23 protein-coding genes are annotated in these 25,839 nt (G+C 62.2%); 18 read left to right on the top strand and 5 right to left on the bottom strand.

What is annotated here, in order from left to right; genetic code table 11:
• The first annotated feature begins 79 nt into the window (after window positions 1-79).
• The 3 genes from AOP73_RS01550 (at window position 80) to sucD (ending at window position 3,289) form a co-directional block, all read left to right on the top strand.
• Window positions 80-1,036: an L-lactate dehydrogenase gene (locus AOP73_RS01550; protein WP_061962894.1), complete on the top strand. Its 957-nt coding sequence runs from the start codon at window positions 80-82 to the stop codon at window positions 1,034-1,036.
• 182 nt (window positions 1,037-1,218) lie between these two features.
• A complete protein-coding gene (gene sucC / locus AOP73_RS01545; RefSeq protein ID WP_061962893.1) occupies window positions 1,219-2,385 on the top strand; it encodes an ADP-forming succinate--CoA ligase subunit beta in 1,167 nt (388 codons plus the stop codon).
• A gap of 13 nt (window positions 2,386-2,398) precedes the next feature.
• Window positions 2,399-3,289, top strand: coding sequence for a succinate--CoA ligase subunit alpha (gene sucD, locus AOP73_RS01540; protein ID WP_061962892.1), 891 nt, complete (start codon window positions 2,399-2,401; stop codon window positions 3,287-3,289).
• Window positions 3,290-3,425: 136 nt separating this feature from the next.
• On the opposite strand, the gene AOP73_RS01535 is transcribed toward sucD, so the two are convergent.
• Genes AOP73_RS01535 through AOP73_RS01525 form a run of 3 tightly spaced genes read right to left on the bottom strand, consistent with a single transcriptional unit; the run spans window position 3,426 to window position 8,201 of the window.
• Window positions 3,426-5,624: an alpha-galactosidase gene (locus tag AOP73_RS01535; RefSeq protein WP_061962891.1), complete on the bottom strand. Its 2,199-nt coding sequence runs from the start codon at window positions 5,622-5,624 to the stop codon at window positions 3,426-3,428.
• Window positions 5,621-7,126: a sulfatase family protein gene (locus tag AOP73_RS01530; RefSeq protein WP_061962890.1), complete on the bottom strand. Its 1,506-nt coding sequence runs from the start codon at window positions 7,124-7,126 to the stop codon at window positions 5,621-5,623. The genes AOP73_RS01535 and AOP73_RS01530 overlap by 4 nt, the downstream gene beginning before the upstream one ends.
• Before the next feature lie 43 nt (window positions 7,127-7,169).
• Window positions 7,170-8,201 carry a LacI family DNA-binding transcriptional regulator gene (locus AOP73_RS01525; protein ID WP_269078499.1) on the bottom strand — a complete coding sequence of 344 codons (1,032 nt, stop codon included), beginning with the start codon at window positions 8,199-8,201 and terminating at the stop codon, window positions 7,170-7,172.
• 222 nt (window positions 8,202-8,423) lie between these two features.
• On the opposite strand from AOP73_RS01525, the gene AOP73_RS01515 reads away from it, so the two are divergent.
• The 4 genes from AOP73_RS01515 to AOP73_RS01500 all read left to right on the top strand — a co-directional run bounded on the left by AOP73_RS01515 (window position 8,424) and on the right by AOP73_RS01500 (window position 12,920).
• Window positions 8,424-9,695 carry an ABC transporter substrate-binding protein gene (locus AOP73_RS01515; protein WP_160295413.1) on the top strand — a complete coding sequence of 424 codons (1,272 nt, stop codon included), beginning with the start codon at window positions 8,424-8,426 and terminating at the stop codon, window positions 9,693-9,695.
• Between the two features lie 76 nt (window positions 9,696-9,771).
• A complete protein-coding gene (locus AOP73_RS01510; protein ID WP_084626474.1) occupies window positions 9,772-10,695 on the top strand; it encodes a carbohydrate ABC transporter permease in 924 nt (307 codons plus the stop codon).
• Between the two features lie 4 nt (window positions 10,696-10,699).
• On the top strand, window positions 10,700-11,515 hold the full coding sequence (locus AOP73_RS01505) for a carbohydrate ABC transporter permease (protein WP_061962886.1): 816 nt from the start codon (window positions 10,700-10,702) through the stop codon (window positions 11,513-11,515).
• 61 nt (window positions 11,516-11,576) lie between these two features.
• Window positions 11,577-12,920, top strand: coding sequence for a cell division protein PerM (locus AOP73_RS01500; RefSeq protein ID WP_061962885.1), 1,344 nt, complete (start codon window positions 11,577-11,579; stop codon window positions 12,918-12,920).
• Here the strand turns inward: AOP73_RS01500 and AOP73_RS01495 are convergent.
• Window positions 12,907-13,371 (bottom strand): hypothetical protein, encoded by a 465-nt coding sequence (locus AOP73_RS01495; RefSeq protein ID WP_061962884.1) that lies wholly within the window; start codon window positions 13,369-13,371, stop codon window positions 12,907-12,909. The genes AOP73_RS01500 and AOP73_RS01495 overlap by 14 nt on opposite strands.
• Before the next feature lie 50 nt (window positions 13,372-13,421).
• On the opposite strand from AOP73_RS01495, the gene purN reads away from it, so the two are divergent.
• Genes purN through AOP73_RS01480 form a run of 3 tightly spaced genes read left to right on the top strand, consistent with a single transcriptional unit; the run spans window position 13,422 to window position 16,081 of the window.
• Window positions 13,422-14,084 (top strand): phosphoribosylglycinamide formyltransferase, encoded by a 663-nt coding sequence (purN, locus tag AOP73_RS01490; RefSeq protein ID WP_236683479.1) that lies wholly within the window; start codon window positions 13,422-13,424, stop codon window positions 14,082-14,084.
• Window positions 14,085-15,644, top strand: a complete 1,560-nt coding sequence (gene purH / locus AOP73_RS01485; protein WP_061962883.1) for a bifunctional phosphoribosylaminoimidazolecarboxamide formyltransferase/IMP cyclohydrolase — start codon at window positions 14,085-14,087, stop codon at window positions 15,642-15,644.
• Window positions 15,645-15,661: 17 nt separating this feature from the next.
• Window positions 15,662-16,081, top strand: a complete 420-nt coding sequence (locus AOP73_RS01480) for a hypothetical protein (protein WP_061962882.1) — start codon at window positions 15,662-15,664, stop codon at window positions 16,079-16,081.
• Window positions 16,082-16,183: 102 nt separating this feature from the next.
• Here the strand turns inward: AOP73_RS01480 and AOP73_RS01475 are convergent, their stop codons facing one another.
• Window positions 16,184-17,056 (bottom strand): aquaporin, encoded by an 873-nt coding sequence (locus AOP73_RS01475; protein ID WP_061962881.1) that lies wholly within the window; start codon window positions 17,054-17,056, stop codon window positions 16,184-16,186.
• Between the two features lie 149 nt (window positions 17,057-17,205).
• On the opposite strand from AOP73_RS01475, the gene AOP73_RS01470 reads away from it, so the two are divergent.
• The 8 genes from AOP73_RS01470 (at window position 17,206) to AOP73_RS01430 (ending at window position 25,725) form a co-directional block, all read left to right on the top strand.
• A complete protein-coding gene (locus AOP73_RS01470) occupies window positions 17,206-18,423 on the top strand; it encodes an NADP-dependent isocitrate dehydrogenase (protein ID WP_061962880.1) in 1,218 nt (405 codons plus the stop codon).
• 12 nt (window positions 18,424-18,435) lie between these two features.
• A complete protein-coding gene (locus tag AOP73_RS01465; protein ID WP_061962879.1) occupies window positions 18,436-19,437 on the top strand; it encodes a malate dehydrogenase in 1,002 nt (333 codons plus the stop codon).
• Window positions 19,438-19,543: 106 nt separating this feature from the next.
• Window positions 19,544-20,563, top strand: a complete 1,020-nt coding sequence (gene pseB / locus AOP73_RS01460) for a UDP-N-acetylglucosamine 4,6-dehydratase (inverting) (protein WP_201774481.1) — start codon at window positions 19,544-19,546, stop codon at window positions 20,561-20,563.
• On the top strand, window positions 20,560-21,726 hold the full coding sequence (gene pseC, locus AOP73_RS01455; protein WP_061962878.1) for a UDP-4-amino-4,6-dideoxy-N-acetyl-beta-L-altrosamine transaminase: 1,167 nt from the start codon (window positions 20,560-20,562) through the stop codon (window positions 21,724-21,726). Before pseB ends, pseC begins: the two co-directional genes overlap by 4 nt.
• Window positions 21,723-22,415, top strand: coding sequence for a pseudaminic acid cytidylyltransferase (gene pseF / locus AOP73_RS01450; RefSeq protein ID WP_084626472.1), 693 nt, complete (start codon window positions 21,723-21,725; stop codon window positions 22,413-22,415). The genes pseC and pseF overlap by 4 nt, the downstream gene beginning before the upstream one ends.
• Window positions 22,402-23,730, top strand: coding sequence for a UDP-2,4-diacetamido-2,4,6-trideoxy-beta-L-altropyranose hydrolase (gene pseG, locus AOP73_RS11680; RefSeq protein WP_084626471.1), 1,329 nt, complete (start codon window positions 22,402-22,404; stop codon window positions 23,728-23,730). Before pseF ends, pseG begins: the two co-directional genes overlap by 14 nt.
• Window positions 23,727-24,845 (top strand): ATP-grasp domain-containing protein, encoded by a 1,119-nt coding sequence (locus AOP73_RS01435; RefSeq protein WP_061962874.1) that lies wholly within the window; start codon window positions 23,727-23,729, stop codon window positions 24,843-24,845. Before pseG ends, AOP73_RS01435 begins: the two co-directional genes overlap by 4 nt.
• A complete protein-coding gene (locus AOP73_RS01430) occupies window positions 24,739-25,725 on the top strand; it encodes an NAD-dependent epimerase/dehydratase family protein (RefSeq protein WP_084626470.1) in 987 nt (328 codons plus the stop codon). Before AOP73_RS01435 ends, AOP73_RS01430 begins: the two co-directional genes overlap by 107 nt.
• The last annotated feature ends 114 nt before the right edge of the window (window positions 25,726-25,839 follow it).

The raw sequence follows: 25,839 nt of genomic DNA, 5'->3' as shown, positions 1-25,839 counted from the left end.
GCCACCCGTGAACCAATGGCGCCCGCGCACCCCATCTCGCTAGGCTGTCTGCACTAGCCATGTCCCCTGGAGGCAACCCATGTACGAGGCCAAGACGTCAAAGGTAGCGATTGTTGGTGCGGGCGCGGTGGGATCCACCCTCGCCTACGCCGGACTGATGCGCGGGTTCGCGCGCACGGTGGCGCTGTACGACATCAACACCGCCAAGGTTGAGGCCGAGGCTCTCGATCTCGCGCAGGGGATTCAGTTCATGCCCGAGGCGACCGTGCTCGGTTCCTCGGAGGTGGACGTCTGTGCGGATGCCGACGTCGTGGTCATCACCGCCGGCGCCAAGCAGCAGCCCGGACAGAGCCGTATGGACCTGGCCGGTGCCACCATCTCGCTAATGGACAAGGTGTTGCCGCCGCTGCTCGAGGTCGCTCCGAACGCCGTCTACCTGCTGGTGACCAACCCCGTCGACGTCGTGACCTATGCGGCCATCAAGAAATCCGGAGTCAGCCCCGCCAAGATGTTTGGCTCGGGCACGGTGCTGGATAGTTCGCGCCTGCGCCACCAGGTTGCCAAAGAGTGCCAGGTTGCGGTGAGTAACGTCCACGCTTACATTGCCGGCGAGCACGGTGACTCCGAGGTACCGCTGTGGTCCTCCGCCACCATCGGCGGCGTGCCGCTGGGTGACTGGCACGACGATGCTGGGCGCCCCGTCATGACGCGCGAAATTCGCGACCGTATCCACCACGACGTGGTGCAGTCCGCCTACCAGATCATCGAGGGCAAGGGCGCGACCAACTACGCGATCGGCATTGCGGGCGCCCGCATCGTCGAGGCCATCCTGGGCGACCAAAACCGGGTCCTGCCCGTCTCCACTCTCATCGACTTTCCGGGGGTCGGCGAGGTCTGCATGTCGCTACCCACCGTGGTGGGCCGCTCCGGCATTAAGCACTCCGTGCCGGTGCCGTTGGACCCACAGGAGACCGAGGCTCTTGCCCAGTCGGCGCGCTCCATCCGGGCGACCGCGGAGAAGTTCGGCGTCAACTAGCCAGCAGTGGGGCGGTGCCGGCTCGCGGCCTCCGCCCCGGCCACAGTGAGTCGCCCTCACCGAGGTCGCGGGACACGCGTGAGCCGAACGTGACTCCGTGCACATGCGCGCGCGTTAAGGTGGAACCACCACCAAACATTGCGCCCGCTCTACCCCCGCGCGCGCCAGCGAGAAGGACTCACATGGACCTGTACGAGTACCAGGCACGTGACATGTTCGAGAAGCACGGTGTCCCCGTGCTTGGCGGCATCGTTGCCACAACCCCCGCCGAGGCACGCGCCGCGGCAGAGAAGCTGGGCGGCGGCGTTGTCGTCGTCAAGGCTCAAGTCAAGGTTGGAGGCCGCGGCAAGGCCGGCGGCGTCAAGCTGGCCAAGTCTCCCGAGGAGGCCGAGCAGCACGCCGAGGCGATCCTGGGCATGGACATCAAGGGCCACACCGTTCACCGTGTGATGATCGCGCAGGGTGCGCAGATCGAGCAGGAGTTCTACTTCTCCGTGCTGTTGGACCGGTCCGAGCGCCGCTACCTCGCGATGTGCTCCGTCGAGGGTGGTGTGGAGATCGAGCAGCTCGCCGTCGAGCGTCCCGAGGCACTCGCCCGCGTGGCCGTTGACCCCATCGTTGGCATCGACGCGGCAAAGGCCGCAGAGATTGTGGCCGAGGCAAACTTCCCCGCAGACCTCGCGGGTCCCGTCGCGGATGCGATCGAGAAGCTCTGGACGGTTTACAAGGAGGAGGACGCGACGCTGGTCGAGGTCAACCCCCTCGTGAAGACCGCGGATGGCACGATCATCGCCCTGGACGGCAAGGTCACCATCGACGAGAACGCCGCGTTCCGCCAGGAGGGTCACGCTGCCCTTGAGGACAAGGACGCTGCGGACCCGCTGGAGGCCAAGGCCAAGGCGCTGAACCTCAACTACGTGAAGCTCGATGGTTCGGTTGGCATCATCGGTAATGGCGCCGGTCTGGTCATGTCGACCCTCGACGTTGTCGCCTACGCAGGCGAGAACCACGGCAATGTGAAGCCCGCAAACTTCCTGGACATCGGTGGTGGCGCATCGGCCACCGTGATGGCCAATGGCTTGGACGTCATCCTGAATGACCCGCAGGTCAAGAGCGTGTTCGTCAACGTGTTCGGCGGCATCACCAGCTGCATCGAGGTGGCCAACGGAATTGTGGGCGCACTCGAGACGCTGGGCGACAGCGCGACGAAGCCGCTTGTGGTCCGCCTCGACGGCAACTCGGTGGAGGAGGGGCGCGAGATTCTCGCTGCAGCCAACCACCCGCTCGTGACCATCATCGAGACCATGGACGGCGCAGCGGCCAAGGCCGCCGAGCTGGCCAACGCGTAAAGGACGTCTAGCAATGTCAATCTTCATTAATTCCGACTCCAAGGTCATCGTCCAGGGCATGACGGGCGCTGAGGGCCAGAAGCACACGGCTCGCATGCTCGCCTCGGGCACCAACATTGTGGGCGGCGTGAACCCCCGCAAGGCCGGCACCTCCGTTGACTTCGACGTCAACGGCGAGACGGTCTCGGTTCAGGTCTACGGCACGGTCGCCGATGCTATGGCCGCCACCGGTGCCAACGTCTCGGTTCTGTTCGTCCCCCCGGCCTTCACCAAGGCCGCAGTCGTCGAGGCTGTCGACGCGGGCATGCCACTCGCCGTGATCATCACGGAGGGCGTGCCGGTCAAGGACTCCGCCGAGTTCTTCACCTACGCCACCGAGAAGGGCACGCAGCTCATCGGACCCAACTGCCCCGGACTCATCACCCCCGGCCAGTCGAACGTGGGCATCACTCCCGCGAACATCACCGGCGCGGGCAAGATCGGACTCGTGTCCAAGTCCGGCACGCTGACGTACCAGATGATGTTCGAGCTTCGCGACATCGGCTTCACCACCGCGGTCGGAATCGGTGGCGACCCCGTCATTGGCACCACGCACATTGACTGCCTCAAGGCCTTCCAGGAGGACCCCGAGACCGAAGCGATCGTCATGATCGGCGAGATCGGTGGCGACGCCGAGGAGCGCGCAGCGGCGTACATCAAGGAGCACGTCACCAAGCCCGTCGTGGGCTACGTGGCCGGCTTCGAGGCGCCCGAGGGCAAGACCATGGGCCACGCTGGCGCCATCGTGTCGGGCTCAGCGGGCACCGCTCAGGCCAAGAAGGAGGCCCTCGAGGCCGCCGGCGTCAAGGTGGGCAAGACTCCTACCGAGACGGCCGACCTGATGCGCGCGATTCTGAACGGATAACGCAGCAACGTCAACACGAAACGGCTCGTGCCGCCGAGGACATCCTCGGTTGGCACGAGCCGTTTCGCGTGTGTGAGCATCCGGTGATGCGCGATCTACCGCGCGTCTAGGAGGCCGACGAGAAGGAACCTGGAGTTTACTTTTGGTCGTTGTGGCTGCCCACGGGTTCACGCTCCAGCTCGAAAAGAAGCGACTGCTGGGGGTCGAGTGCCGGTAGCGGAAGCCCGACTACGGTGAGGATGGTGCCGCTAACCACAAGCCCGTCCTCTGCTGCCTTGGTTACCCAAGCGGGCAGCGCATGGCCCTGCCAGCGGGGAGTGCCGACGTCTTCCCTGACCCGGATTCGATAGTGGGCGTTGGGGTTTAGTCCCGGGATTGGGGTGCGTCCGTATTGACCGATTGCCTCGGTGCCGAGTTGAGCCCATTCGAACAGTGCACTTGAGCCGTCCTGGGCTACGACCCCGTGCAACATGACGCCCACGCCCGGCATGTCGGCGGTGACGGCTGTTCCGGTGTGGATGAGGGACCGCTTCTCTTTGTACAGCGCGCCCCATCGTTGGAAGCTCTCCAATTCCGTGTCGGAGCACAACGTCAGGTCGCTCTCGATGCCGGAGTGGGCGAAGAGCGCGGTTGTCATGCGAAACGGTTGGTCGGCTTCCCGGTTCGTGGTGTGTGAACGGCGATCTCCCACATGGGAGCCCATCAGCTCAGGCGGAATGAGTAGCGTCGTCCATCGTTGGATCGACTGACGTTCGACCGGGTCAATGCAGTCTGAACCCCAGACCCTGTCGGTGCGCTCGAGCACGCCTAGGTCTATTCGTCCGCCGCCGCCTGCACACGACTCGATCTCAAGTTGGGGATGTCTACGACGCAACTCGTCCATCAGTGCGTAGGTCGCGTGTGTTTGCGCGCGTGAGCCGACGCGGTCGGCCTGACTGCCACGGCGGGCGGCCTCGAGCAGGTCTCGGTTGTGATCCCACTTGATGTAGTCGATCGCATGCGCTGTGACCAGCGCATCGATGCGGTCAAGCACGGACGCCCAAGCCTCGGGATTCGCGATGTTGAGGACGTGTTGATTCCGCGAGGGTAAACCTACGCCGGTGCTGGGAGCGAGCAGCCATTCGGGGTGTGCCCGCGCAGTGTCGGAGTCGAGGTTGATCATTTCTGGTTCGAACCACAGCCCGAACTCCATCCCGAGCCCGTGTACCTGGTTGGCCAACTCGGTGAGGCCATGTGGCCACGTCTGCTCATCGACCCACCAATCGCCAAGGCCGGCAGTGTCATCGTGGCGGGCGTGAAACCACCCGTCGTCCAGGACGAATCGTTCAACACCGATGCTGGACGCCCGTTCTACGAGCTTTGCGAGCTTCTGGTGGTTGTGGTCGAAGTAGACCGCCTCCCAGGAGTTCAGCGTGAGGGGCCTTGGCGACGACGGGTGGCTAGATCGCGCGCGCATGTAGCTATGGAAGCGATTCCGGACACCGTCGAGGCCGTCGGGTGACCAGACAAAGAACACGCGAGGAGACGTATAGCTTTCGCCGTTCTCGAGGCGAACTTCGCCGATGCGAAGAAGCTCGCCTCCACCCATTGAGGTCGTCATGGAGCCGGCACCTTCGGGGAGCCGTTCGACGTGCCACGAGGAGTCTCCGCTCCAGGCCACATGCATGGACCACACCTCGCCGGTGCGATGGGTAAAGCTTTCTGTCCCAACCGACATGACGTAGGGACTGTCAAGCCCGGTCTTTCCGCGGCGACCCTCACGCGAATGAACGCCGTCCACCACTGGGAACCGCTGCGGCGATCGCTCACGCGCCCACTTGCCACTGAAGTCGAGAATCTCCGCCGCGCGGTGTGGAAGCGGGAGCCTAAGATCCAAGTGCTCAACCGCGAGGGAGCCCTCGCCGGTGGAGGAGACGGTGGCATCGGCGGTCACTACGCCGTGTGAGTCCAGGGCATAGGAGAGAACTACGCGGACCCCATTGGCCTTGTCGGCAAGCACGAACGCGACTCTGTCGTGAGTCTCAGCTAGGTGCTGCGATTCCACAACGAATCGGCAGGCAAGTTGATGGCCATCGCGCGAGACGACTAGTCCAGGACGACCCACCCACCCGGTGTCCTCCCCAGCAAGAATCGGGAAAGTCCGAGGAACGTCAGGGGCGCCGTTGAGTTGCGATGGAATTGCGGTGTGTGCCAGCTCCAGGAGGTCATCGGAGCCAAGGGGGCCAAGATCTGCGCCCCAATGAATCACGCAGGGCAAGCGGCTGCTGGAGTCGAACACAAGGGTTGTTCCGCCCCCACGCAGCACGACGACTGGAGGCGCGGGGTTCTCCGTCATGCGACGGCAATCCGCGCGTAGCGGCTGGTCTCACGCACCATTTCTGCATTCATGAACTTCGCGAGAAGTTCGGCCCTCAACTCGCGGTGTTCGGGCTCGTTGAAGAGGTTGTGAACCTCGCCCGGGTCGGTCTGGAGATCAAACATCTCGCCGTAGTTTTCGTCGCGGTAGAGAGTGATCTTGTACCGATCGTCCACGTAGGTCCGGATGTGCACGCGAGTAGGTTGGTGCCGGTTCTCAATCAGGACGTGGTCGCGCGCGCGGGTCTCGGATCCCTCCCAGACCGGAAGCTGGTTGACGCCCTGCATGGCAAGGGGGATGGGAATTCCAGCCGCAGCGAGGAACGTCGGCGCGAGATCGATCAGGCTCTGCAAGGATTCCGTCTGTGATCCCGCGGGGATACGCCCGGGGAAGCGCGCCAGCATCGGCACGCGCAAAAGGTCCTCGTAGTGAAACGCGCCCTTTGCAATGAGTCCGTGCTGACCAAGGAAGTGTCCGTGATCGGTGGTGAACACCACCAGGGTGTTCTCCGTCATGCCCAGTTCGTCGAGTCGGTCGAGCAAGGTTCCTACAGCATCGTCGATGAAGGACATCATCCCGTAGTAGATCGCTATGTTCTTGCGCAACTCTTCGTCGTCGATGAGGTGGCTGCCGAAGCCGTGGTTCTCGTGCGGCGTCTCCTGCCACGGCGAGTAATCAGGGTTCTCCTCCTGCGTGAGTCGGTGCCACACGGGCATCCGGTCGAGTTCGCCGGGCGTAAGGGTGCCGGGATCAACGTCGGCAGGGTCGTACATCGACGCCCACGGTTCGGGTACGACGTACGGCGGGTGCGGGTCCTGAAAACTCGCCCACAAAAAGAATGGCTTCTGGTCGCCTGCAGCAACGTCGAGCGCGTGCGCGCTGCGCTCACGAACAAAGTTGGTGTAGTGAAACTCCTGAGGGAGATCCCAGCTGTGTCGGCGCGGGTTGGTCCCGTCCTCATTCTGGAAATAGTCCCGCCAGTTGGTGAGGCCCTTTTCTTCCATCCAGAGCGCATAGTGTTGTCCCGCCCAGCGCTCGTCTGCGTGGTTGCGCGCCAACTCGATGTGATCGAAGCCGTAGTAGGGGCCGGTGAACTCGCGCCAGAAGTCCAAGTCTCGCAACGTCGGCATCGCCTCGAGTGATGTCTGGTCGGGCTGCGACGCCAACGGTTGAAAGTGAGCCTTGCCAATGAGAGTTGTGGAGTAGCCGGAATCGCCGAGGATCTCGCCGAGGGTCTCGTGCTCCTCGTCGAGCTTTGTGCCGATTGTCCAACAGCCATGAATCGAGGGGTACTGACCTGTGATGATCGAGGATCGCGACGGGGAGCACAGTGGGTTCGGGCAATACGCGCGATCGAGCACAATGCCCTCGGAACCGAGGCGATCAAGATTGGGTGTCTTCAGCAGAGGAGTCCGGCTGCCGAGGGCGTCGAAGTGCTGCTGATCGGTGGTGATGAGCAGGATGTTGGGCTTGTCGGTCACCAGGATTCCTTTCGGTAGGTCGAGATTGCTATGGAGAGCAACATCAGTTGACTGGGTTCACGCATCCGCACGATGCGCGGGTTACCAGCCGCGTGGCGAACATGCGTGACTCCGCGGGCTCGCCACGTCGCCGCTTCACAATCGCTTCGATGGCACAGCTGGCGATCTCTTGGACTGGCTGCTGTACGGATGTCAGTGGCGGCCAGGTGTATTCAGACTCGGGGGAGGCGTCAAAGGAGACGATCGCCATGTCTTCCGGCATCCGTACTGCGGCCTCGTGCATCGCGCGAATCACCCCGGTCGCCTGAATATCGGACGCGACGAACACGGCCGATACTTGCTGGTCGCTTCTGAGAAGCTCGCGCCCAGCCTCGAGGCCGCCGGCGCGGGAATACGGAGCGCGGACAATGGGTCCACGATGCAGACCCGCATCGGCAAGCGCATCCAGCCAGCCGACTTCTCGTGAGTGGGCGACCTCCGCGGGCTCATCGCCAATGACGAGACCGATCGACGTGTGGCCGTGGCCGATCAGGTGCTCGACTCCCGATCGAGCGCCCTCGCGGTGATCGACCGCGAACGCAAGGGCATCTGAAACCCCGAGATTTCGACCAATGGTGACGAAGGGAGTGTTGGTGGCGCCGAGTGCTGCCGCGCTTCTGTCGGTGACGCCAGTAAAAAGAATCATGCCGTCGACCTGTCGCGAGGTGAAGCTCTGCAGTAGTTGAACCTCACGAGAGCGACTCCCGTGCGAATGGGCGACCAGCAAGTCAAAGCCGTGGTCCTCGGCTGCTAGTTCGATTGCTGCTGCAAGTTCGGCAAAGTACAGGTTGGTCGCGTCGGGGATGACCATTCCAAGGAGATGAGTGGCGCCCATCTTGAGGCTACGCGCGGCAGCATTTGGACTGTAACCCAGGGCTGCCGCCGCGTCGAGAACGCGCTGCCGGGTCGCTGGAGCCACCGACTGAGGGCCATTGCTTGTGACATAGGTGACGACGGCGGTGCTCACATTTGCGAGTTTTGCAACGTCGGCTCGCGTGGCTCGCCGTCGGGGAGCAGAAGAATTTGAGCTCTTCATCGTTCGCTTGTCCACCTTCTTCATCGAGCAGATCGAGTCGACGTCGTCGTCGCACGTCAAAAAGTATGCCCTCTGGAAGTTACTGCAGTCAAATCGTAACGTTTACGCACGGATCGGTTGAATTTCTTGGTGTTGCCAATCAGATAGTTATTCGTGTAACGTCTCGTCCCGTCAGTTTCCGAACATGAATGGAAAGGCAAGACAATGAAGTCAGGCAAGACAATGAGGTCTGTCAAGACAGCATCTGTTGTCGCACTCGTGGGTGCCCTCGCGCTCGCTGGATGCTCATCAGATGACGGCGACGCCGGCAGCGGCAGTGGCGAGAGTTCTGGCAGCGTCGATGCCACGATCGAGTTCCAAACTGGACTCGCGGTCGATGACACCGAGGCCCAGGCACTTAAGGAACTCGCGGCCCAGTACGAAGCGGACCACGAGGGCGTCACCATCGATCTGGTGCCCGCAGGCGAGGACTACGAGGCGAACATGAAGGTACGTCTCGCCGCGGACGACGCCCCGGATATCTGGAACACCCACGGGTGGTCAGTGCTGCGGTACGGCGAGTTCCTGCTTCCCCTGCAGGACCAGCCGTGGGCCGACGATGTCATCCCTTCGCTCGAGACCACCATGGTCACCGCCGATGGCGAGATCTTCGCGATGCCAACCAACATTGACATCTCAGGCATCATCTACAACGCAGATGTCCTGAAGGACGCTGGCGTTGATCCCGCAGGGATCGACTCATGGGACGATTTCGCGGCGGCTGCCGACAAGGTCAACTCGGATACCGTCTCACCCGTCTACATTGGCGGCAAGCCGCTTTCAGCCGCAGTCGCCGACCGCGTGGTGAGTGGCACCTTTAATGACAACCAGCTCACCGAGATGACGGACGGCACGTTCGTCTCCTCGGCTTACCAGGAGATGCTCGACATCATCCACAGCTGGGGTGAGGCGGGATACATCAACCCTGACTACTCGTCCGCCTCGCGGGACGACATGGCGAAGGCCCTCGCTCAAGGCCAGGCCGCCTTCGAATTTGGTCCGTCACTGCTGTTTGACAACGCGTTGAGCTTTAACCCCGATGTGAACCTGGGGTTCATCCCGATGCCTTCAAACACGGGTGGACCCAAGTACCTTGTGGGTGGAGAGCGCACCGCCTTCGGTGTGTCCAAGAGTTCAGAGAACACGGAAGTGGCGACGGACTTCGTGAACTTCCTCGCGGAGAACGTAACCGACCTCGCCGCTGCCTCAAGTTCACCTCCTGGTCTCACGACCGGCACGATGGACCTCGGTCCCATTCAGCCCAGCTTCGATGAGTGGGTCACGGAAGCGAATACGCCCGTGGTGCCGTACTTCGACCGTGTGTACCTCCCCAATGGCTCGTGGGATGCGATGCAGGTCACCACGGACAGCGTCATTACCGAGCAGGCCAGCACTGCGGACGCGACCGAACAGATGAAGACGACGTTCGACAACCTGTACGGACAGACCAAGTAGGTTCATCGTCGTCGTGGGGCGGGTAGTCCGCTGAGGTTGCCCGCCCCACACCCTTCTCGACAAAGGAGTCGAATCCATGGCTACCACACGTCTCAAGACCACCCAGAGAACCCGGGGCTACCGCGCGAAGACTCACCGCGGTAGTGGTCTCATCAATCTGCTCTACATTCCTGCGCTCATCCTTTTCGCGATTTTCATGGTGTACCCGCTGGTCAGCGGCATCGGACTAGCGTTTACCGACTGGAATGGCTACAGCGCCGCGCGTAGCTTTGTGGGCTTCGACAACTTCAGCCGCCTCTTTACTGACCCAGTCTTCGGTCAGTCGCTTGTCAACACCTTCATTTATGGGGTGGGCAGCATGATCCTCCAGCAGATATTTGGGCTGGGGCTAGCGCTCGCACTCGACAGGAAGTTCCGAGGCCGCACGACCGCCCGTGCAATTGTCTATCTGCCGGTCCTGGTCTCGCCCGTGATCATGGGCACGATGTATTACCTGCTCCTTCAGTACAACGACGGTGCCTTCAACGAGATTGTGGTCGCGCTCGGTGGCGACAGGGTCGCCTGGTTCGCGGACTCCGGGAACGCCGTCGCCATCATTGTGGCCATCAACAGCCTTCAGTTCATGGGCATTTCGATGATCATCTACTTGGCGGGTCTGCAGTCGATTCCCGAGATGTACTACGAGGCGGCAAGCCTCGACGGTGCGTCCACCTGGCACAAGTTTCGCTACGTCACGGTGCCGCTCCTGCAGCCCGCATTCGCGACGAGCATCGTGCTCAACCTCATCGGTGGGCTCAAACTCTTCGACATCATCAAGATTTTGACAAATGGCGGGCCCGGCTATTCGACCAACTCCGTCTCGACGCTCATCAGCATCACCTACTTCGACAACCAGAACGCTGGGTACGCATCCGCCATGGGCGTCGCACTCTTCGTCATCATCCTCGCGGTCACTCTCGTCATGAACAAGATGCTCGGTCGCAAGCAGCTGGAGGCCTAGAACAATGACCAGAATCTCCAAACCTCTCGTTGCCGTCGGACTCATCGTCGTTTGCTTTGTGCAACTGCTGCCCTTCTACGTCGCGTTCACCACCTCGCTCAAGCCCAAGACGGATCTCTCGTCGCAGTTGCTTCCACCTACCGAGTTCTATTTCGGAAACTTCGCGAGCGCGCTTGGAGATGGGAACATTCTCCGCGCGATCTTCAACAGCATCGTTGTCACCGGGGTCTCCACGCTGCTGGTTTGTGTCCTGGGCGCGCTTGCCGCCTACCCGCTCGCTCGCCGCAAGACCTGGGTCAACAAGGTCGTCATGGTCCTCATCCTCAGTATGATCATGGTTCCGCCGCTGAGCATCTTGGTGCCGTTGTACTCCATGATGAGTGACTTCGGCGCGATCAATACCTACTGGGGAATCATCCTGGTGATGGTGACGACGCACCTATCGCTCAGTGTGTTTCTCTACGCGGCGTTCCTTCGCACTATTCCCACCTCGCTAGAGGAGGCCGCCAGGCTTGACGGAGCGAACCTCTTCCAAGTGCTGTTTCATGTGGTCTTTCCCCTCCTCAAGCCAGTGACCGCTACGGTCATCATCCTCACTGGAATTGCGACGTGGAATGAGTATGCGTTGTCGAGCTACATCCTCACCAAGCCGGATGTACAGACAATCGCCCCCGCAATCGCGTCGTTCTTCTCGACGCAGTCGAGCAACCTTGGGGCGGCGGCGGCGGCGGCATTGCTGGCCTTGGCACCGGTGCTGATTGCCTATCTCTTCCTGCAGAAGTGGTTCATGAAGGGCATGGTGGCCGGAGCCGAGAAGTAGAACCCCTCCTTGGCGCGAGCCGTTCCGTCGTTTTTGGTGGGCCACGGGCGACCATAGACCCATGGCACGATCCCTCACCAGCGACCTCAGCAGTGCGCGCAAACGCGTACGCGAGTCGCTGACCGGGGTACCGGAATGGTTCGGCGGGATCCTGGTGGGTTCGCAGGCGGCGCTGCTGTCGCTGCTCATGGTGATCGCACCCGCCTTGACCATCGCCGCATCGGCTCCCACGGCGGACAGTTCCACCAACGTCGACTGGGCGGGCGCCACCAGCCTCGGGACACACTTCTGGCTCCTCGCACACGGCGTCGCCCTGGTGACCCCGCAGGCGACGTTCTCCATCGCGCCGCTGGGACTGACTCTCATCTCCATGGCGATGCTGGTCGCCATCGCGCGCCGGTTCGCAACCCGCTCCTGGGGCAGTTGGGCCATCGCCGTTGGTTCGTACGCCGGCACCGTCGCGATCGTCGCCTCCATCATGTACGCCCGCTCGGCCGATGCTGTCACGGCCGTCACCACGGCCACCGTCGTTGCGGTCCTCATGGCGGCACCGTCGGTTGCTTGGGGTATTTGGCGCGCCCACGGCGCCGAGTTCGGCTGGCTTGACCGCATCCCGTTGTGGGTGCGCACCGGGGTGCGCCTGGGGGCCGGGACGTTGATGCTGATGCTGTTCGCCGCCGCACTCGTGGGCGCGGCTTTCGCTTTCACGGGCCGCGAGGCCATTGCTGATTCGTCGTCCTCCCTGGGGCTCGACGCGGTGGGCGGCACGTTGCTCGCCGTGACCGAGACCCTCTACGTCCCCGTCATGGTGGTGTGGATGCTCGCGTGGCTCACCGGACAGGGCTTCATCGTGGGAGGAAACAGCCTCTACTCTCCGCAGACCCTGGAAGTCGGCGCCCTGCCCAACGTCCCCCTCCTGGGAGCCCTACCCTCTGCATCGGGCGGCGTTTTGGTGTGGGCGCCCGTCGTGCTGATCGTGGTCGCGGCCATCGCCCGCTTCGCCATGCGCCGCCGCCTGGACCTGCACTGGGCGGACGTGAAGGCCTCCGTGGTCGCCGTCGTCGTGGTGGGTGCGTCCGTCGCGGGACTCGGCATCATCGCCAGCGGCTCGTTGGGCCCCGGCCGTATGAGTGAGGCGGGGGTGTCGTGGCTGCCGGTCGCACTCGTGAGCTCAGGGCTGGTCGCGGCGGGGTTCGCCGTGGTGGGTGGGCTCGAGTTTCTGATTCGGCGCGTCCTCGTACCCCGCGTGGGACAAGGAAAAACGCCCACACCGGCCCCTGCTGCCAAGCCCGCCACTCCTGACAAGCCAGTGTCCGGCACGGTAAAAACTCACGGCACGGTCACGACCAAGAGTGCGGTAAAGACCAAGAGCCCGGCCGCACTCTCTACGGCTACGGAAGAGTGAGCCCGAACTTCTCGAGCTCGGCCTGGTAAGCCTCGTCGTATGCATCGTCGCACTGCTTTTGAGCGGTGTTCGTGAGCGCCCGCGCCATGCAGTCGCGCTGTGCGATGATCGCGTCCTGGAAGACCCACACGCCCAGCGCCAGCACCATCGACAGCCCGGCGAGCACGATTCCCATCGACAGCCCCAGCCGCAGCCCCGTGATCTTCTTCTGGGCTCGTGAGGCCACCAGTGAGAGGATCGCGAACACGATGGTCGCGGGCGCGGAGATCCACGCGAAGTAGATGAACGGGATCGACATGAAGTACAGCAGCAGCGTCACGACCAGCGAACCCATGAATAACCGGGTGTAGAGGCGGGCGCGCGGCGTCAACTCCGTGGCCGACGCCTCGGATGGTGCCGCGTTCTTTGGTCCCGCTGAGCCGCCCGAGGGTGGCTGCTTGTCGTCGGTCACGCGACTCCTTGTACTAGGTGTGGCCTCTAGCATGCCGATATGCTCGCCCTGTGACAAACCGGAACGCGCCGCCCAGCCCCTCCCGAGCATCGTCCCAGTCCCTCGTGGTGCTGATCTCAGGCACGGGATCCATCATGGAGGCCATCGAGCGGGCCAGTCGCGACGCGAGCTACGGGGCGCGCATCGTGGGTGTCATTGCCGACCGCGCCAGCGCCACCGGTCTGGAGATCGCGCGCTCCGCCGGCATCCCTACGGCCGTGGTGTCCCTCAAAGACTTTCCCGACCGCGCCACATGGGACGATGCGGTGGCCCGAACCATTGCATCGTTCTCCCCAGATTTAGTGGTGTGCGCGGGATTTATGAAGATCCTGGGCGGCGCGTCGCTGGCGCAGTTTGGCGGGCGCATCGTCAACACCCATCCCGCGCTGCTGCCCGCCTACCCGGGCGCGCACGGCGTGAGAGACGCCTTGGAGGGTGGCGCCAAGGTCACGGGCTGCACCGTCATCGTCGTCGACGCGGGCGTGGATACGGGCCCCATCGTCGCTCAGGCGGTACTCGATGTCTGGGACAATGACACCGAGGAATCCCTTCACGCGCGCATCAAGGACATCGAGCGCGACCTGGTCGTGACGACGGTGGGCCGGATGGCGCGCGAGGGATGGACAGTTCAGGGGCGCACCGTGAGGGTGGGCCACACCGAGGAAGGTAGCTAGATGTCGAACCGCCAACCCGTGCGCCGCGCACTGATCTCCGTCTATGACAAGACTGGACTGGAGGAGCTGGCCCGCGGGCTCGCCGATGCCGGGGTCGAGTTGGTCTCCACCGGTTCCACGGCCGCTCGGATCGCCGATGCTGGGGTTGCCGTCACCGGCGTCGAGGAGGTCACCGGGTTCCCGGAGTGCCTCGATGGTCGCGTCAAGACGCTGCACCCCCGCATTCACGCCGGCATCCTTGCTGACCGCCGCCTGCCCGACCACGTCGAGCAGCTCGAGGAGCTCGGCATTGAGGCCTTCGACCTCGTCGTGGTGAACCTGTACCCCTTCGCGGAGACCGTCGCCTCCGGCGCTAGCCAGGACGACACGGTTGAGCAGATCGACATTGGCGGGCCTTCGATGGTCCGTGCCGCAGCCAAGAACCACCCCTCGGTCGCCGTGGTCGTTGACCCCGCCTCCTACCGCGACGTGGTGGGAGCTGTGGCCGATGGCGGCTTCACGCTGCAGGAGCGGCAGCAGCTCGCGGCGGCGGCCTTCCGCCACACCGCGGACTATGACCTCAACGTGGCCTCGTGGATGAGCAATGTGGTTGCCCCCAGCCACGACGGTGATGGTTTCCCCGAGTGGATGGGTGCGTCGTTTGAGCGCAAGGCGTCGCTGCGTTACGGCGAGAACCCGCACCAGCCTGCGGCCGTCTACACGGACCCGGTGGTCTCCGGCGGCATTGCGAACGCGCGCCAGTTGCACGGCAAGGAGATGTCGTTCAACAACTACCTCGACGCCGATGCCGCGGTCAGGGCCGCGTACGACCAGAAGCGACCCGCCGTCGCGGTGATCAAGCACGCGAACCCGTGCGGCATCGCGGTGGGGGAGTCGATCGCGCAGGCGCACGCTCGCGCCCACTCCACGGACCCCATCTCCGCGTTCGGCGGGGTCATCGCGGCCAACCGTCACATCACCTCCGAGGCAGCCGCGCAGATTGCGGAGATCTTCACCGAGGTGGTCGTGGCCCCCGGCTTTGACGATGAGGCCGTTGAGGTGCTCAGCCGCAAGAAGAACCTGCGGATTCTGCAGATCGATCCCGCCCCCATGGCCACGGAGATGCGCCGTATCACCGGCGGCCTGCTGGTGCAGGTCGCGGACCGCATCGACGCACCGGGTGACGACACGTCGCATTGGCAGCTGGTCGCCGGCTCGCCTGCAGATGACGACCTGCTCGCGGATCTCAACTTCGCCTGGCGCGCATGCCGCTCGGTGAAGTCGAACGCCATTCTGCTGGCCAAGGACGGCGCCGCAGTGGGAATCGGCATGGGGCAGGTAAACCGCGTGGACTCGTGCGGGCTTGCGGTGCAGCGTGCGGGCGCCGAGCGCGCGACCGGTTCAGTTGCCGCGTCCGATGCGTTCTTCCCGTTCGCCGACGGCCTCCAGGTGCTGATCGACGCTGGCGTTCGGGCCGTGGTCTCACCCGGCGGATCGGTGCGGGACTCGGAGGTCATCCAGGCCGCTCAGGACGCCGGAATCACCCTGTACCACACCGGTACCAGGCACTTCTTTCACTAGGAACTGTCGAGACCTCCGTGACCCCCAAAGCAGCAGCACCCGAGCCGGCTTCGCCTGAAGCCGCTGACTCTGGCGACGCTACGCTCGGCGAGGAGACGTTGGGAGACGGGACTACGGGCGACGGCGTGCCCGGTGCCGCGACTCACAGCGGATCCGTGCCCAAACTCGTGATCCTGCCCAAGTTGCGGCTGGTGCCCTTGCCGCTCGCCGTGGGCGCGCTGGTGGCGTGCTTCACGATTGTCGCGCTGGCATGGCTGGTGAGCGTCCAGCTGGCGCTGGTGCTGTTCGCGGCGTTGGCGATCGGCGGAGCAATCGCACGCATCGTCATGCCAGCCAAGAGGGCCTTCGCCATTCGTCGCCGTGCCGTGGACGTCGCGACGCTGGCGATACTCGGTGGCGTGTTGCTGTTCTTGGCATTCGCTACCCCGCTGGAGTAGCAGCCAAAGCCAGCCGCAGCATCGGCCGGCAAGACGTTCCTCATACGACAAGCGGGGCCCGTCCACCGTGGACGGGCCCCGCTTATCGTTGAACTGAAGGACCTAGTCGGTGACGAAGTCGATGGTCTCTACTTCCTCGATCTCGTCCTCGCGGCCAAAGGCGCGATACAGCAGGCCGATGATTGCCGCTCCCACGATCGGCGCGACCCAGAACACCCAGAGCTGGCTCAGGGCATCGGTGCCGGCGAAGAGCGCGATGCCGGTAGACCGGGCCGGGTTGACCGAGCCGTTGGTGACGGGGATGGCGAGCACGAGGACGAACGCCAGCGTGAGGCCGATGATGAACGGAGCCAGCGAGCGCACGCCGCGGACGGAGGTGGCGGCGAGCACAGCGAGCACCAGGATGCCGGTGGCGATGACCTCGACGAGGATTGCGGCTCCAACACCCCAACCGCCGGCAGTGCCCTCACCGAACATGTTGGCGCCCGAGGCGAGGACGCTCTGCGCGCTCTCGGAGTCGACGATCTGCGGGTTGGCGAGCGTGATGATGTACAGGGCGCCACCTGCGAGCGAGGCGCCAACGAGCTGCGCCAAGATGTACGGCGCGACGTCGCGTCCCGGGAATCGGCCCGAGAGCCAGACGCCCACGGTGATGGCGGAGTTGAAGTGTGCACCCGAGATGTGACCGAACGCCGTGGCGCCGATGACGACCGCCGCGCCGAACGCGAGGCCAGCGGTCAGCGTTCCGTTGTTGCCGATGGAGAGGAACAGGGCGGTTCCCACACCCATCACCACCAGCATGAAGGTTCCCGCGATCTCGGCGCCAAGTCTGGCCATGAGGCCGGGACCGGAGTTGTCCTCAACCCAGATGTCCTCGCTGATCTCCTCTTCAATGAAAATTTCGTCAATCTCAACAGCATTGGGCTGCGTAGGCTCTTCGGCCATGGTGACCTCCATGTAGTGACTGGTGGGCATGTGCCCTTCATGAATACTGGCACGAGGCGAGCGTGAGTTCGCGTCGGCGCGTCGGGATGCCAGGCTGTTTTCGCGCCGACTCCGGCACCCATGAGCGTGGACTACCCTAGAGGGCAGGACAATTCCCTTTATTAGAGGAGCGCTTTCGCATGGAAAAGATCAAGGTCGTAGGCACAGTCGTAGAACTCGATGGTGACGAGATGACTCGCATCATCTGGCAGTTCATCAAGGACCGGCTCATTCACCCCTACCTGGACATCGACCTTGAGTACTACGACCTGGGCATCGAGTCGCGCGACGCGACGGACGACCAGATCACCATCGACGCCGCTCACGCCATCAAGAAGCACGGCGTGGGCGTCAAGTGCGCAACCATCACGCCCGACGAGGCGCGTGTGGAGGAATTCGGCCTGAAGAAGATGTGGGTCTCGCCCAACGGCACCATCCGCAACATCCTCGGTGGTGTGGTGTTCCGCGAGCCCATCATCATCTCCAACATCCCGCGCCTGGTGCCGGGCTGGAACAAGCCGATCATCATTGGCCGTCACGCGCACGGCGACCAGTACAAGGCCACCAACTTCAAGGTGCCCGGTGCCGGCACGCTGACCATGACGTACACCCCGGATGACGGCTCCGAGCCCATCCACCAGCAGGTTGTCGCGTACCCCGAGGGCGGCGGCGTCGCCATGGGTATGTACAACTTCAATGAGTCCATTAAGGACTTTGCCCGCGCGTCGTTCGCCTACGGTCTCAAGCGCAACTACCCGGTGTACCTGAGCACCAAGAACACGATCCTGAAGGCCTACGACGGCCAGTTCAAGGACCTGTTCCAGGAGGTCTTTGACGCCGAGTACGCGGAGCAGTTTGCCGCCGCCGGCCTGACCTACGAGCACCGTTTGATTGATGACATGGTCGCCGCTGCAATGAAGTGGGAGGGCGGCTACGTCTGGGCCTGCAAGAACTACGACGGCGACGTCCAGTCGGACACCGTGGCACAGGGCTTCGGCTCACTGGGTCTCATGACCTCCGTGCTGATGACGCCCGACGGCCAGACGGTCGAGGCTGAGGCAGCTCACGGCACCGTGACCCGTCACTACCGCCAGCACCAGGCCGGCAAGCCCACGTCCACCAACCCCATCGCGTCAATCTTCGCGTGGACCGGTGGCCTCAAGCACCGCGGCAAGCTGGATGGCACCCCCGCCGTCACCGAGTTCGCGGAGACACTCGAGGACGTCGTCATCAAGACCGTGGAGAGCGGCAAGATGACTAAGGACCTCGCGCTGCTCGTCGGCGCCGACCAGGCCTTCCTGACCACCGAAGACTTCCTCGCGGCGCTGGACGAGAACCTCGCCGCTCGCCTCGCCTAAGGAGTAGTTGATATGTCGAACGCAGTCAGCAACAATGCAGTCAATGTCACGGTGACCGGAGCGGCGGGCCAGATTGGCTACGCGCTGCTCTTCCGCATCGCCTCGGGCCACCTGTTGGGGCCTGACGTGCGCGTCAACCTCAACCTGCTGGAGATCCCGCAGGGTGTGAAGGCAGCCGAGGGCACCGCCATGGAGCTCCAGGACTGCGCGTTCCCGCTGCTGGGCGACATCAATATCTACGACAACCCCACTGAGGGCTTCGAGGGTGCGAACATCGGCCTGCTCGTGGGTGCGCGTCCGCGTGGACCGGGCATGGAGCGCGGCGACCTGCTTGCGGCTAACGGCAGCATCTTTGGCCCGCAGGGCAAGGCCATCAACGACGGTGCCGCGGACGACGTGCGCATCCTCGTGGTGGGCAACCCCGCGAACACCAACGCGCTGATCGCGTCATCCAACGCACCTGACGTTCCAGCTGAGCGTTTCAACGCGATGATGCGCCTGGACCACAACCGTGCCCTGGCTCAGCTCGCGGAAAAGTCCGGCGTTCCCGTCCGCGACGTCAAGAACGCGATCGTGTGGGGCAACCACTCCGCCAAGCAGTACCCGGACATCGCCCACGCGACCATTGATGGCAAGCCTGCCACCGAGGTCATCGGAGACGATGCTTGGGTCAAGGACACCTTCGTTCCCACCGTCGCCAAGCGCGGCGCGGCGATCATCGACGCCCGTGGAGCATCGTCTGCTGCCTCGGCCGCGAATGCGGCCATCGAGCACGTGAACAACTGGGTCAACGGCACGCCTGAGGGCGAATGGACGTCGGCCGCAGTTCCGTCCGATGGTTCCTATGGCATCCCCGAAGGCATCGTTTGCTCGTTCCCCGTGAAGTCCGTAAGCGGCAATTGGGAGATAGTTCAGGGGCTGTCGATTGACGATTACGCGCGCGAGAAGATTGACGCTTCTGTCGCTGAGTTGGTTGAAGAGCGCGATGCTGTGACCGAACTTGGTTTGTTGTAGTTGGAAATGCGTTCGCTTTCGTTGAGAAGGCGACCGAGCGAGACCTCAAAGTAGAATTTCAAACCACTGCGCGGTGAATACGGCACCGGTGTGAACTAGGAGAAACATGACTATCGATAAGGCGATCATCAACGGGAAGTCCATTCTCGTGACGGGTGGTTCGGGTTCGTTTGGCAAGCGCTTCATCCAGACGCTCCTCGAGCAATATGAGCCTAAGCGTGTCATTGTCTACAGCCGCGATGAACTCAAGCAGTTCGAGATGCAGAATATTGAGCCATTCAAGAGCCATATGTCCACCATGCGGTGGTTCCTAGGTGACGTGCGCGATGAGCAACGACTCACCAAGGCGATGGAAGACGTAGACATCGTCATTCACGCCGCGGCCCTCAAGCAGGTACCGATGGCTGAGTACAATCCGTTCGAGGCGGTGAAGACCAACATCCTCGGCGCCGAGAACGTCGTCAATGCCGCAATTGCTGCGGGAGTCTGGCGAGTGATTGCGCTTAGCACCGATAAGGCAGCGGCTCCGATTAACTTGTACGGCGCAACCAAGCTCGCATCGGACAAGATTTTCGTGGCGGCCAATAATCACAGTGGCAAGCGCGACATCAAGTTTGCTGTTGTGCGTTACGGAAACGTCCTTGGGTCGCGTGGCTCGATCGTGCCGTTCTTCAAAGAGAGGGCGATCGAAGGGGTAATTCCGATTACCGACGACCGAATGACACGATTTACGATCACATTGCAGGAAGGCGTCGACTTCGTTCTTGATTGTCTCGAGCGGATGTGGGGCGGCGAGTTGTTCATCCCCAAGATTCCGTCATACCGCGTTGTTGACGTTGCGTCCGCCATTGCGCCTGATGCGGAACAAAAAGTAGTGGGCATACGACCGGGGGAGAAGCTTCACGAGGAGATGATCACTGAGACGGACGCCATGTCGACAGTGGAGTTCGACAAGTACTACGTAATTCTCCCCTCGTTCCATGCGTGGAATGTGGCCAAATTCATGGAAACCAGTTCTGAGACTCCGGGCCGCATGTGCGAGTACGGCTTTCAGTACAACAGCGGCACCAATGAAGACTTCCTTGATGTGGAGGAGATCCGCGGTCTGATCGAGTCTTCGCTGTGACCTCCGAGCCGTTCATTCCGTATGGTCGTCAGATAATTGATGACGACGACCTTCAAGCCGTTGCAGACGTCCTACAAGGCGACTGGCTTACTACGGGACCCAAGGTTGGAGAGTTCGAGAAGGCTTTCGCAGAGTACGTGGAGGCACCTCACGCAGTGGCAGTGAATTCTGGCACAGCGGCGCTTCACCTCGCGATGTTGGCTGCCGGGGTGGGCGAGGGTGACGAAGTCATAGTCTCCTCGCTCACGTTCGTAGCGAGCGCCAACGCTGCCGTTTACGTGGGAGCAACGGTTGTCTTCGCGGATATCGACCCGCGGACTTGGACCATTGATCACACTCACGTTCGCTCACTAGTGACGGATCGCACCAAAGCTATCGTCGCGGTCGACTATGCGGGTGCGCCTTGTGACCTTGGACCATTGCGCGACATCGCGGACGAGTTTGCGCTGGTGTTGATCGAGGATGCGTGCCACGCTCCGGGTGCGGTTTACCAGGGTCGACGGATTGGTTCGATCGCGGATTTCACTGCATTCAGCTTCCATCCCGTCAAGCACATCACCACCGGCGAGGGTGGCATGGTCACCACACTTACCGGTGAGCACGACCGTGCCTTGCGCACTTTCCGGAGCCACGGAATCGCTACAGACTTCCGGTCGCGCGAGGCATCGGGAACTTGGGAGTACGATCAGGTCGCGCTGGGATACAACTACAGGATCCCGGACATCACGTGTGCGCTCGGCATCACCCAACTGGGTAAGCAAGGAGCCTGGCTCGATCGGCGCAGACAAATCGCGGTGGCGTATGGAGAGGCCTTCGCGGGGGTCCCGAACCTCGAGACCCAGCACGTCGAGGATGATCGTACGAGCGCCTGGCACCTCTATCCGGTTCGCATTATCGGCGAGAACGCGGCAAGCATGCGTGCAAGTGTGTTTTCCGAACTGCGAGACCAGGGCATCGGTGTCAACGTTCACTATCGACCCGTTTACGAGCACAGCTACTACCGCGACCGTGGTTACGAGTCAGGGCTATGCCCCAACGCAGAAGCCGTCTACAGCGGACTGCTTTCACTTCCGATGTGGCCCGGGCTAACAGACAGTGAACAAGACCGCGTGATTCATGCACTTATCCAGGCGCTAGTTAAGGCACGGAACGGACAGCCGTGACACAACGCGTCGCATTGGTACCTGCCCGCGGCGGAAGTGTTCGCATCCCGGGAAAGAACATCAAGAGTTTTCTTGGCGTACCAATACTTGAGCGTGTAGTGGCGACAGTGCTTGAAAGCGGAGTAGTCGACGAGTGTGTTGTCTCCACCGATAGCGAAGAGGTGGCTGAGGTGGCGCTAGCCTCAGGGGCCATAGTTCCGTTCATGCGGCCCGCTGAGTTGTCCGATTCATACACCGGTGCTCGACCTGTCATTAAGCACGCAGTGCAGAGCCTGGAACTTGATGCAGATGCCAACGTCGGAGTGATCTATCCCACTGCCGTCCTTACCACCGTGTCTGATCTACAGCGGTCCTCTGCGCTGCTTGACAGTGACGTGGTTGACTTTGTGATCTCAGTTGCGGAGTTTCCTGCACCAGTTCAACGCGCGCTGATAGCGAGCGACGACGGGCTACTGCGTCCGCTTTATGAAGACCATGTGTTGACCAGGTCTCAGGACCTAGAAGCGACCTACCACGATATAGGGCAGTTCTATTGGGGAACAGCGAGGGCTTGGATGACCTCCGTTCCTGTTGTTCAATCTCGCTGTAGGCCCTTTGTGGTGGAGCCATGGCGAGCAGTTGATATCGACACGCCCATTGACTGGGAGCGAGCCGAGCGAGTCTTCCGGATGCTCTATGACAAGCAGTAGCCCGCGAGTACTTGTCCGCGTCGATGCTGGAATGGGGATCGGGATTGGGCATCTTGCGCGCTGCCTGTCTATGGTGAGCGATCTTGTTGGCCGTGGAGTGCGCGTGACAATTGCGACCCGAGCGTCAGGTGAGCCGTTTGAGTCGCGAATACTCGCCTCGGGAGCCCAAATATGGAAACTTTCGGTGGCGCCGGACTCAGAACGCGCCGATGGTCCTGTGTGGTCCGACGAAGCTCAGTTGGCCGATGCGCGGGCAACCGTTCGAGCTCCCGGCGGCCCGTGGGACGCTGTAGTCGTCGACCACTATCACTTGGACCAATCTTGGGAGTGTGAAGTCGCTAAGGCAGCGTCGCGCATGGTCGTGATAGACGATCTCGCCAACCGCAAACACGTAGCTGATGTGCTCGTCGACCACAACTGGTACGGGCCGAAGACCTTGGACCGATATAGCACTCTGGTCCCGGAACATGCGTTGACGCTCATTGGACCGAGGTACGCAATGTTGCAGGCCGAGTACCGGGGGCTGACCTCGAGTCGGCGGACGGTCGCACATCCTCCGCGTCGCGTTCTGGTGAGCTTTGGTGGTACAGATGTCTCTGGGCAAACAGTGCGAGCTCTCGCGGCACTAGTGCGGTTTCCAGAATTTGCCGTCGACATAGTCATTGGTGCACGGCGGGCAGTTACACCTCAGTTGGTGGATCTGGTGGAGGCAAATGATCATTTCACCTTGCACGTTGAGAAGCCGAGTCTGGCGCCGATGCTCGCCAACTCGGATTTGGTAATCGGAGCAGGTGGCACAGCCACATGGGAGCGACTTTGCGTGGGCGTGCCGGCCATCGTCACGACGGTAAGTGAGAACCAGTCTGGAGTTACGCGGGCATTCCACGAGGCCGGTATCACCAACTGGTTGGGGACCTCCGAGGAGGTGAGCATCGAGGATTATGAAACTGCGATTAGAGAATTCGTGGAGCATCCGCCAGAACCTGTGCCCGCGATTGTTGATGGATTTGGCGCTGCACGCGTCGCGCTTGCGGTAATTCCTCGCCATGCCTTTGCGGCGACGTCTAGGCTGGCGACTGCCAGCGATACGGCTGCGTACGTCACGGCTGGGACAGCAGCGATGAGCGGTAGAGACGTGCCGGCGATATGGCGCGGGAGAGAGCAGGAGTTCTCGAGGGGCATCGAGAACGGTCCGGCTATTGAAATTGTTGAGGTGGGAGGAGTGCCGGTCGGCGTCGTTCAGTCCGGTGCTGTATCGATGGCAGTCCTCGACCCCTACGTTGTGTATTCGAATGAAGAGAGGCAGAACACGTGAAGAAGGCACTAATACTGGGCACACTTGCTGGACAAGTCGATGCGATCTTGACTTTGCAGGCGCGCGATGTGGAGGTACACGCCTGTGGCCACCGGCGCCAGGGTCCTGGGGTCGAAGTGGCTGACGAGTTTCACCTTGTGGACATCACTGATCCGGAGGCCGTACAGGCCTTAGCACAGCGGATCGGCGTGGATCTTGTGTACTCCGTGGGCTCTGATATCGCTATGCCCACCGTGGCGCAGGTAAGCGATCGGCTGGGGCTACCGCATTTTCACAGTCCCGAAGTGACGGAGCTCCTGCGTAACAAGGAAATGATGCGAGCTCGCCTCGATGAGGCTGGCGTCAGTCCAGTCGCCTACCTTTTTGTCGAGCCGACAGACCCGGTTCCACCATGGACAGTGTTTCCCGCCATAGTCAAGCCTGTGGACTCTCAAGGGCAGCGCGGAATCTCAATTGTTGAGTCTCCTGAGGATCTTCCCGCGGCGCTGAGACTTGCCAAATCCGAGGCCATTTCAGGCAATGCCATCCTGGAGGAATTACTGGTAGGTCCCGAAGTGTCGGCGCATGTGATTGTTGAAGACGGTGAGGTCCGACTAATCCTGCCCTCGGACCGGCACGTGTGGGCTGGCCCCATGGTGGGCATTCCTCACGCGCATTCCATCCCACTGAACTCTGGCACCATTGAATCAAGCGACGAGTTGGTGTTGCTCGTTGAACAATGCGTCTCCGCGATTGGCGTGGTTAATGGGCCGCTCTATTTCCAGACGATTGTGACAAGCAACGGGCCCCGGATAGTTGAGATCGCTTCCCGGCTTGATGGTTGCCACTTGTGGCGCATGATCAAGACCTCAACTGGCTTCGACCTGCTCGACGCTGTGCTGGCGCGACTACTCGGGGAACCCTGGCCAGATTTTTCTGCCGTGGACACGCCGCGACCTACCACTCTCGAGTTCTTCTTGGAGAACCCCAACGAGAGTGTCACAGAGCAGTACATGGAATCTGCGCCTCATGCGGACGCGGAGTTCGTCGAATTTCAACTCGAGGCGGGACAGATGCCGCGCCGCACCAACCCCACGGTGGCTCGCTTGGGGTACCAGATCTACTCCGGTTTCTAGAATGTCAATTGTCGTTACTGGGGCGAGTGGGTACTTGGGCAGGTACGTGACCGAGTTGCTGACCGACCAGGGAGTGCCACCTGTCGCCCTAGGCCGTTCTGACCGGCCAGGTTTCTTTACCTGTCGGCGGACGGGAATGACCGCACCACTGGCGTCCTTCATGACCGACGCTATAGGCGTAGTTCATTTGGCGGGGCAACTAGTGAGGGATCCGACGGCCGGCGTAGAAGCGTATTTTGACGCGAACGTGGCGCTGACTGATCAGGTTGCACTGGCGGCGGTGGAAGCGGGTGTCCCGATTGTCGTCCATGCCTCAAGCAGGCTTGTGTATCCGAGCACCCTCACCGAGGCCGCGCGCGAAGATCGAGACGCTCGTCCCGATACTCCGTATGGACTTTCAAAATCCTGGGCCGAGGATGTGCTGCGAGTGCGCACGATGGACACCCGAACTTCTGCCGTGAGTTTGCGCATCGGGCAGGTCACCGGTGGAGACCATGCGGGGATTGGAGTGATCCGCTCGTTTCTCCAGCAGGCCGAGCAAACCCGCACCGTGAGAATCAATGGGCGTGGCGCCGCCTTGCGTGACATCGTCCATGTACAAGATGTCGCGAGGGCCACGATGCAGGCTTTGGAATATCGAGGCGACTGGCTGGCCATTAATGTGGGTGGAGTGGCACCTGTATCGATCGCGCAGATCGCGCACGCCGTCGCTGAGTGTGCAGGTGTCCCGGGCGAAAACGTCGTGCACAAAGAAACGACGGCGGAAGACCTGAGTTGCTACGCGCTGGACTCCGAGCGCGCCAGGGCAGTTTTGGGCTGGCACGCGACCACGTCGCTTAACTCGATTGTCGCGGAGGTAATGGCGGCGCGCGATGGTTAAACTCTCGCGATGAGCATCAAACACTAAATGGTCGAGCGCCAATAGCCACTCAATCTCCGAATGCCAGGGCCCTCCCGGAGAGTTCTGTTGCGTTGATCGGTGGCAGACGCGACG

This window comes from Demequina aurantiaca, assembly GCF_000975135.1.
GTDB classification, from domain to species: Bacteria; Actinomycetota; Actinomycetes; order Actinomycetales; family Demequinaceae; genus Demequina; species Demequina aurantiaca.
This window is presented reverse-complemented; position numbering and strand designations above follow the sequence as displayed.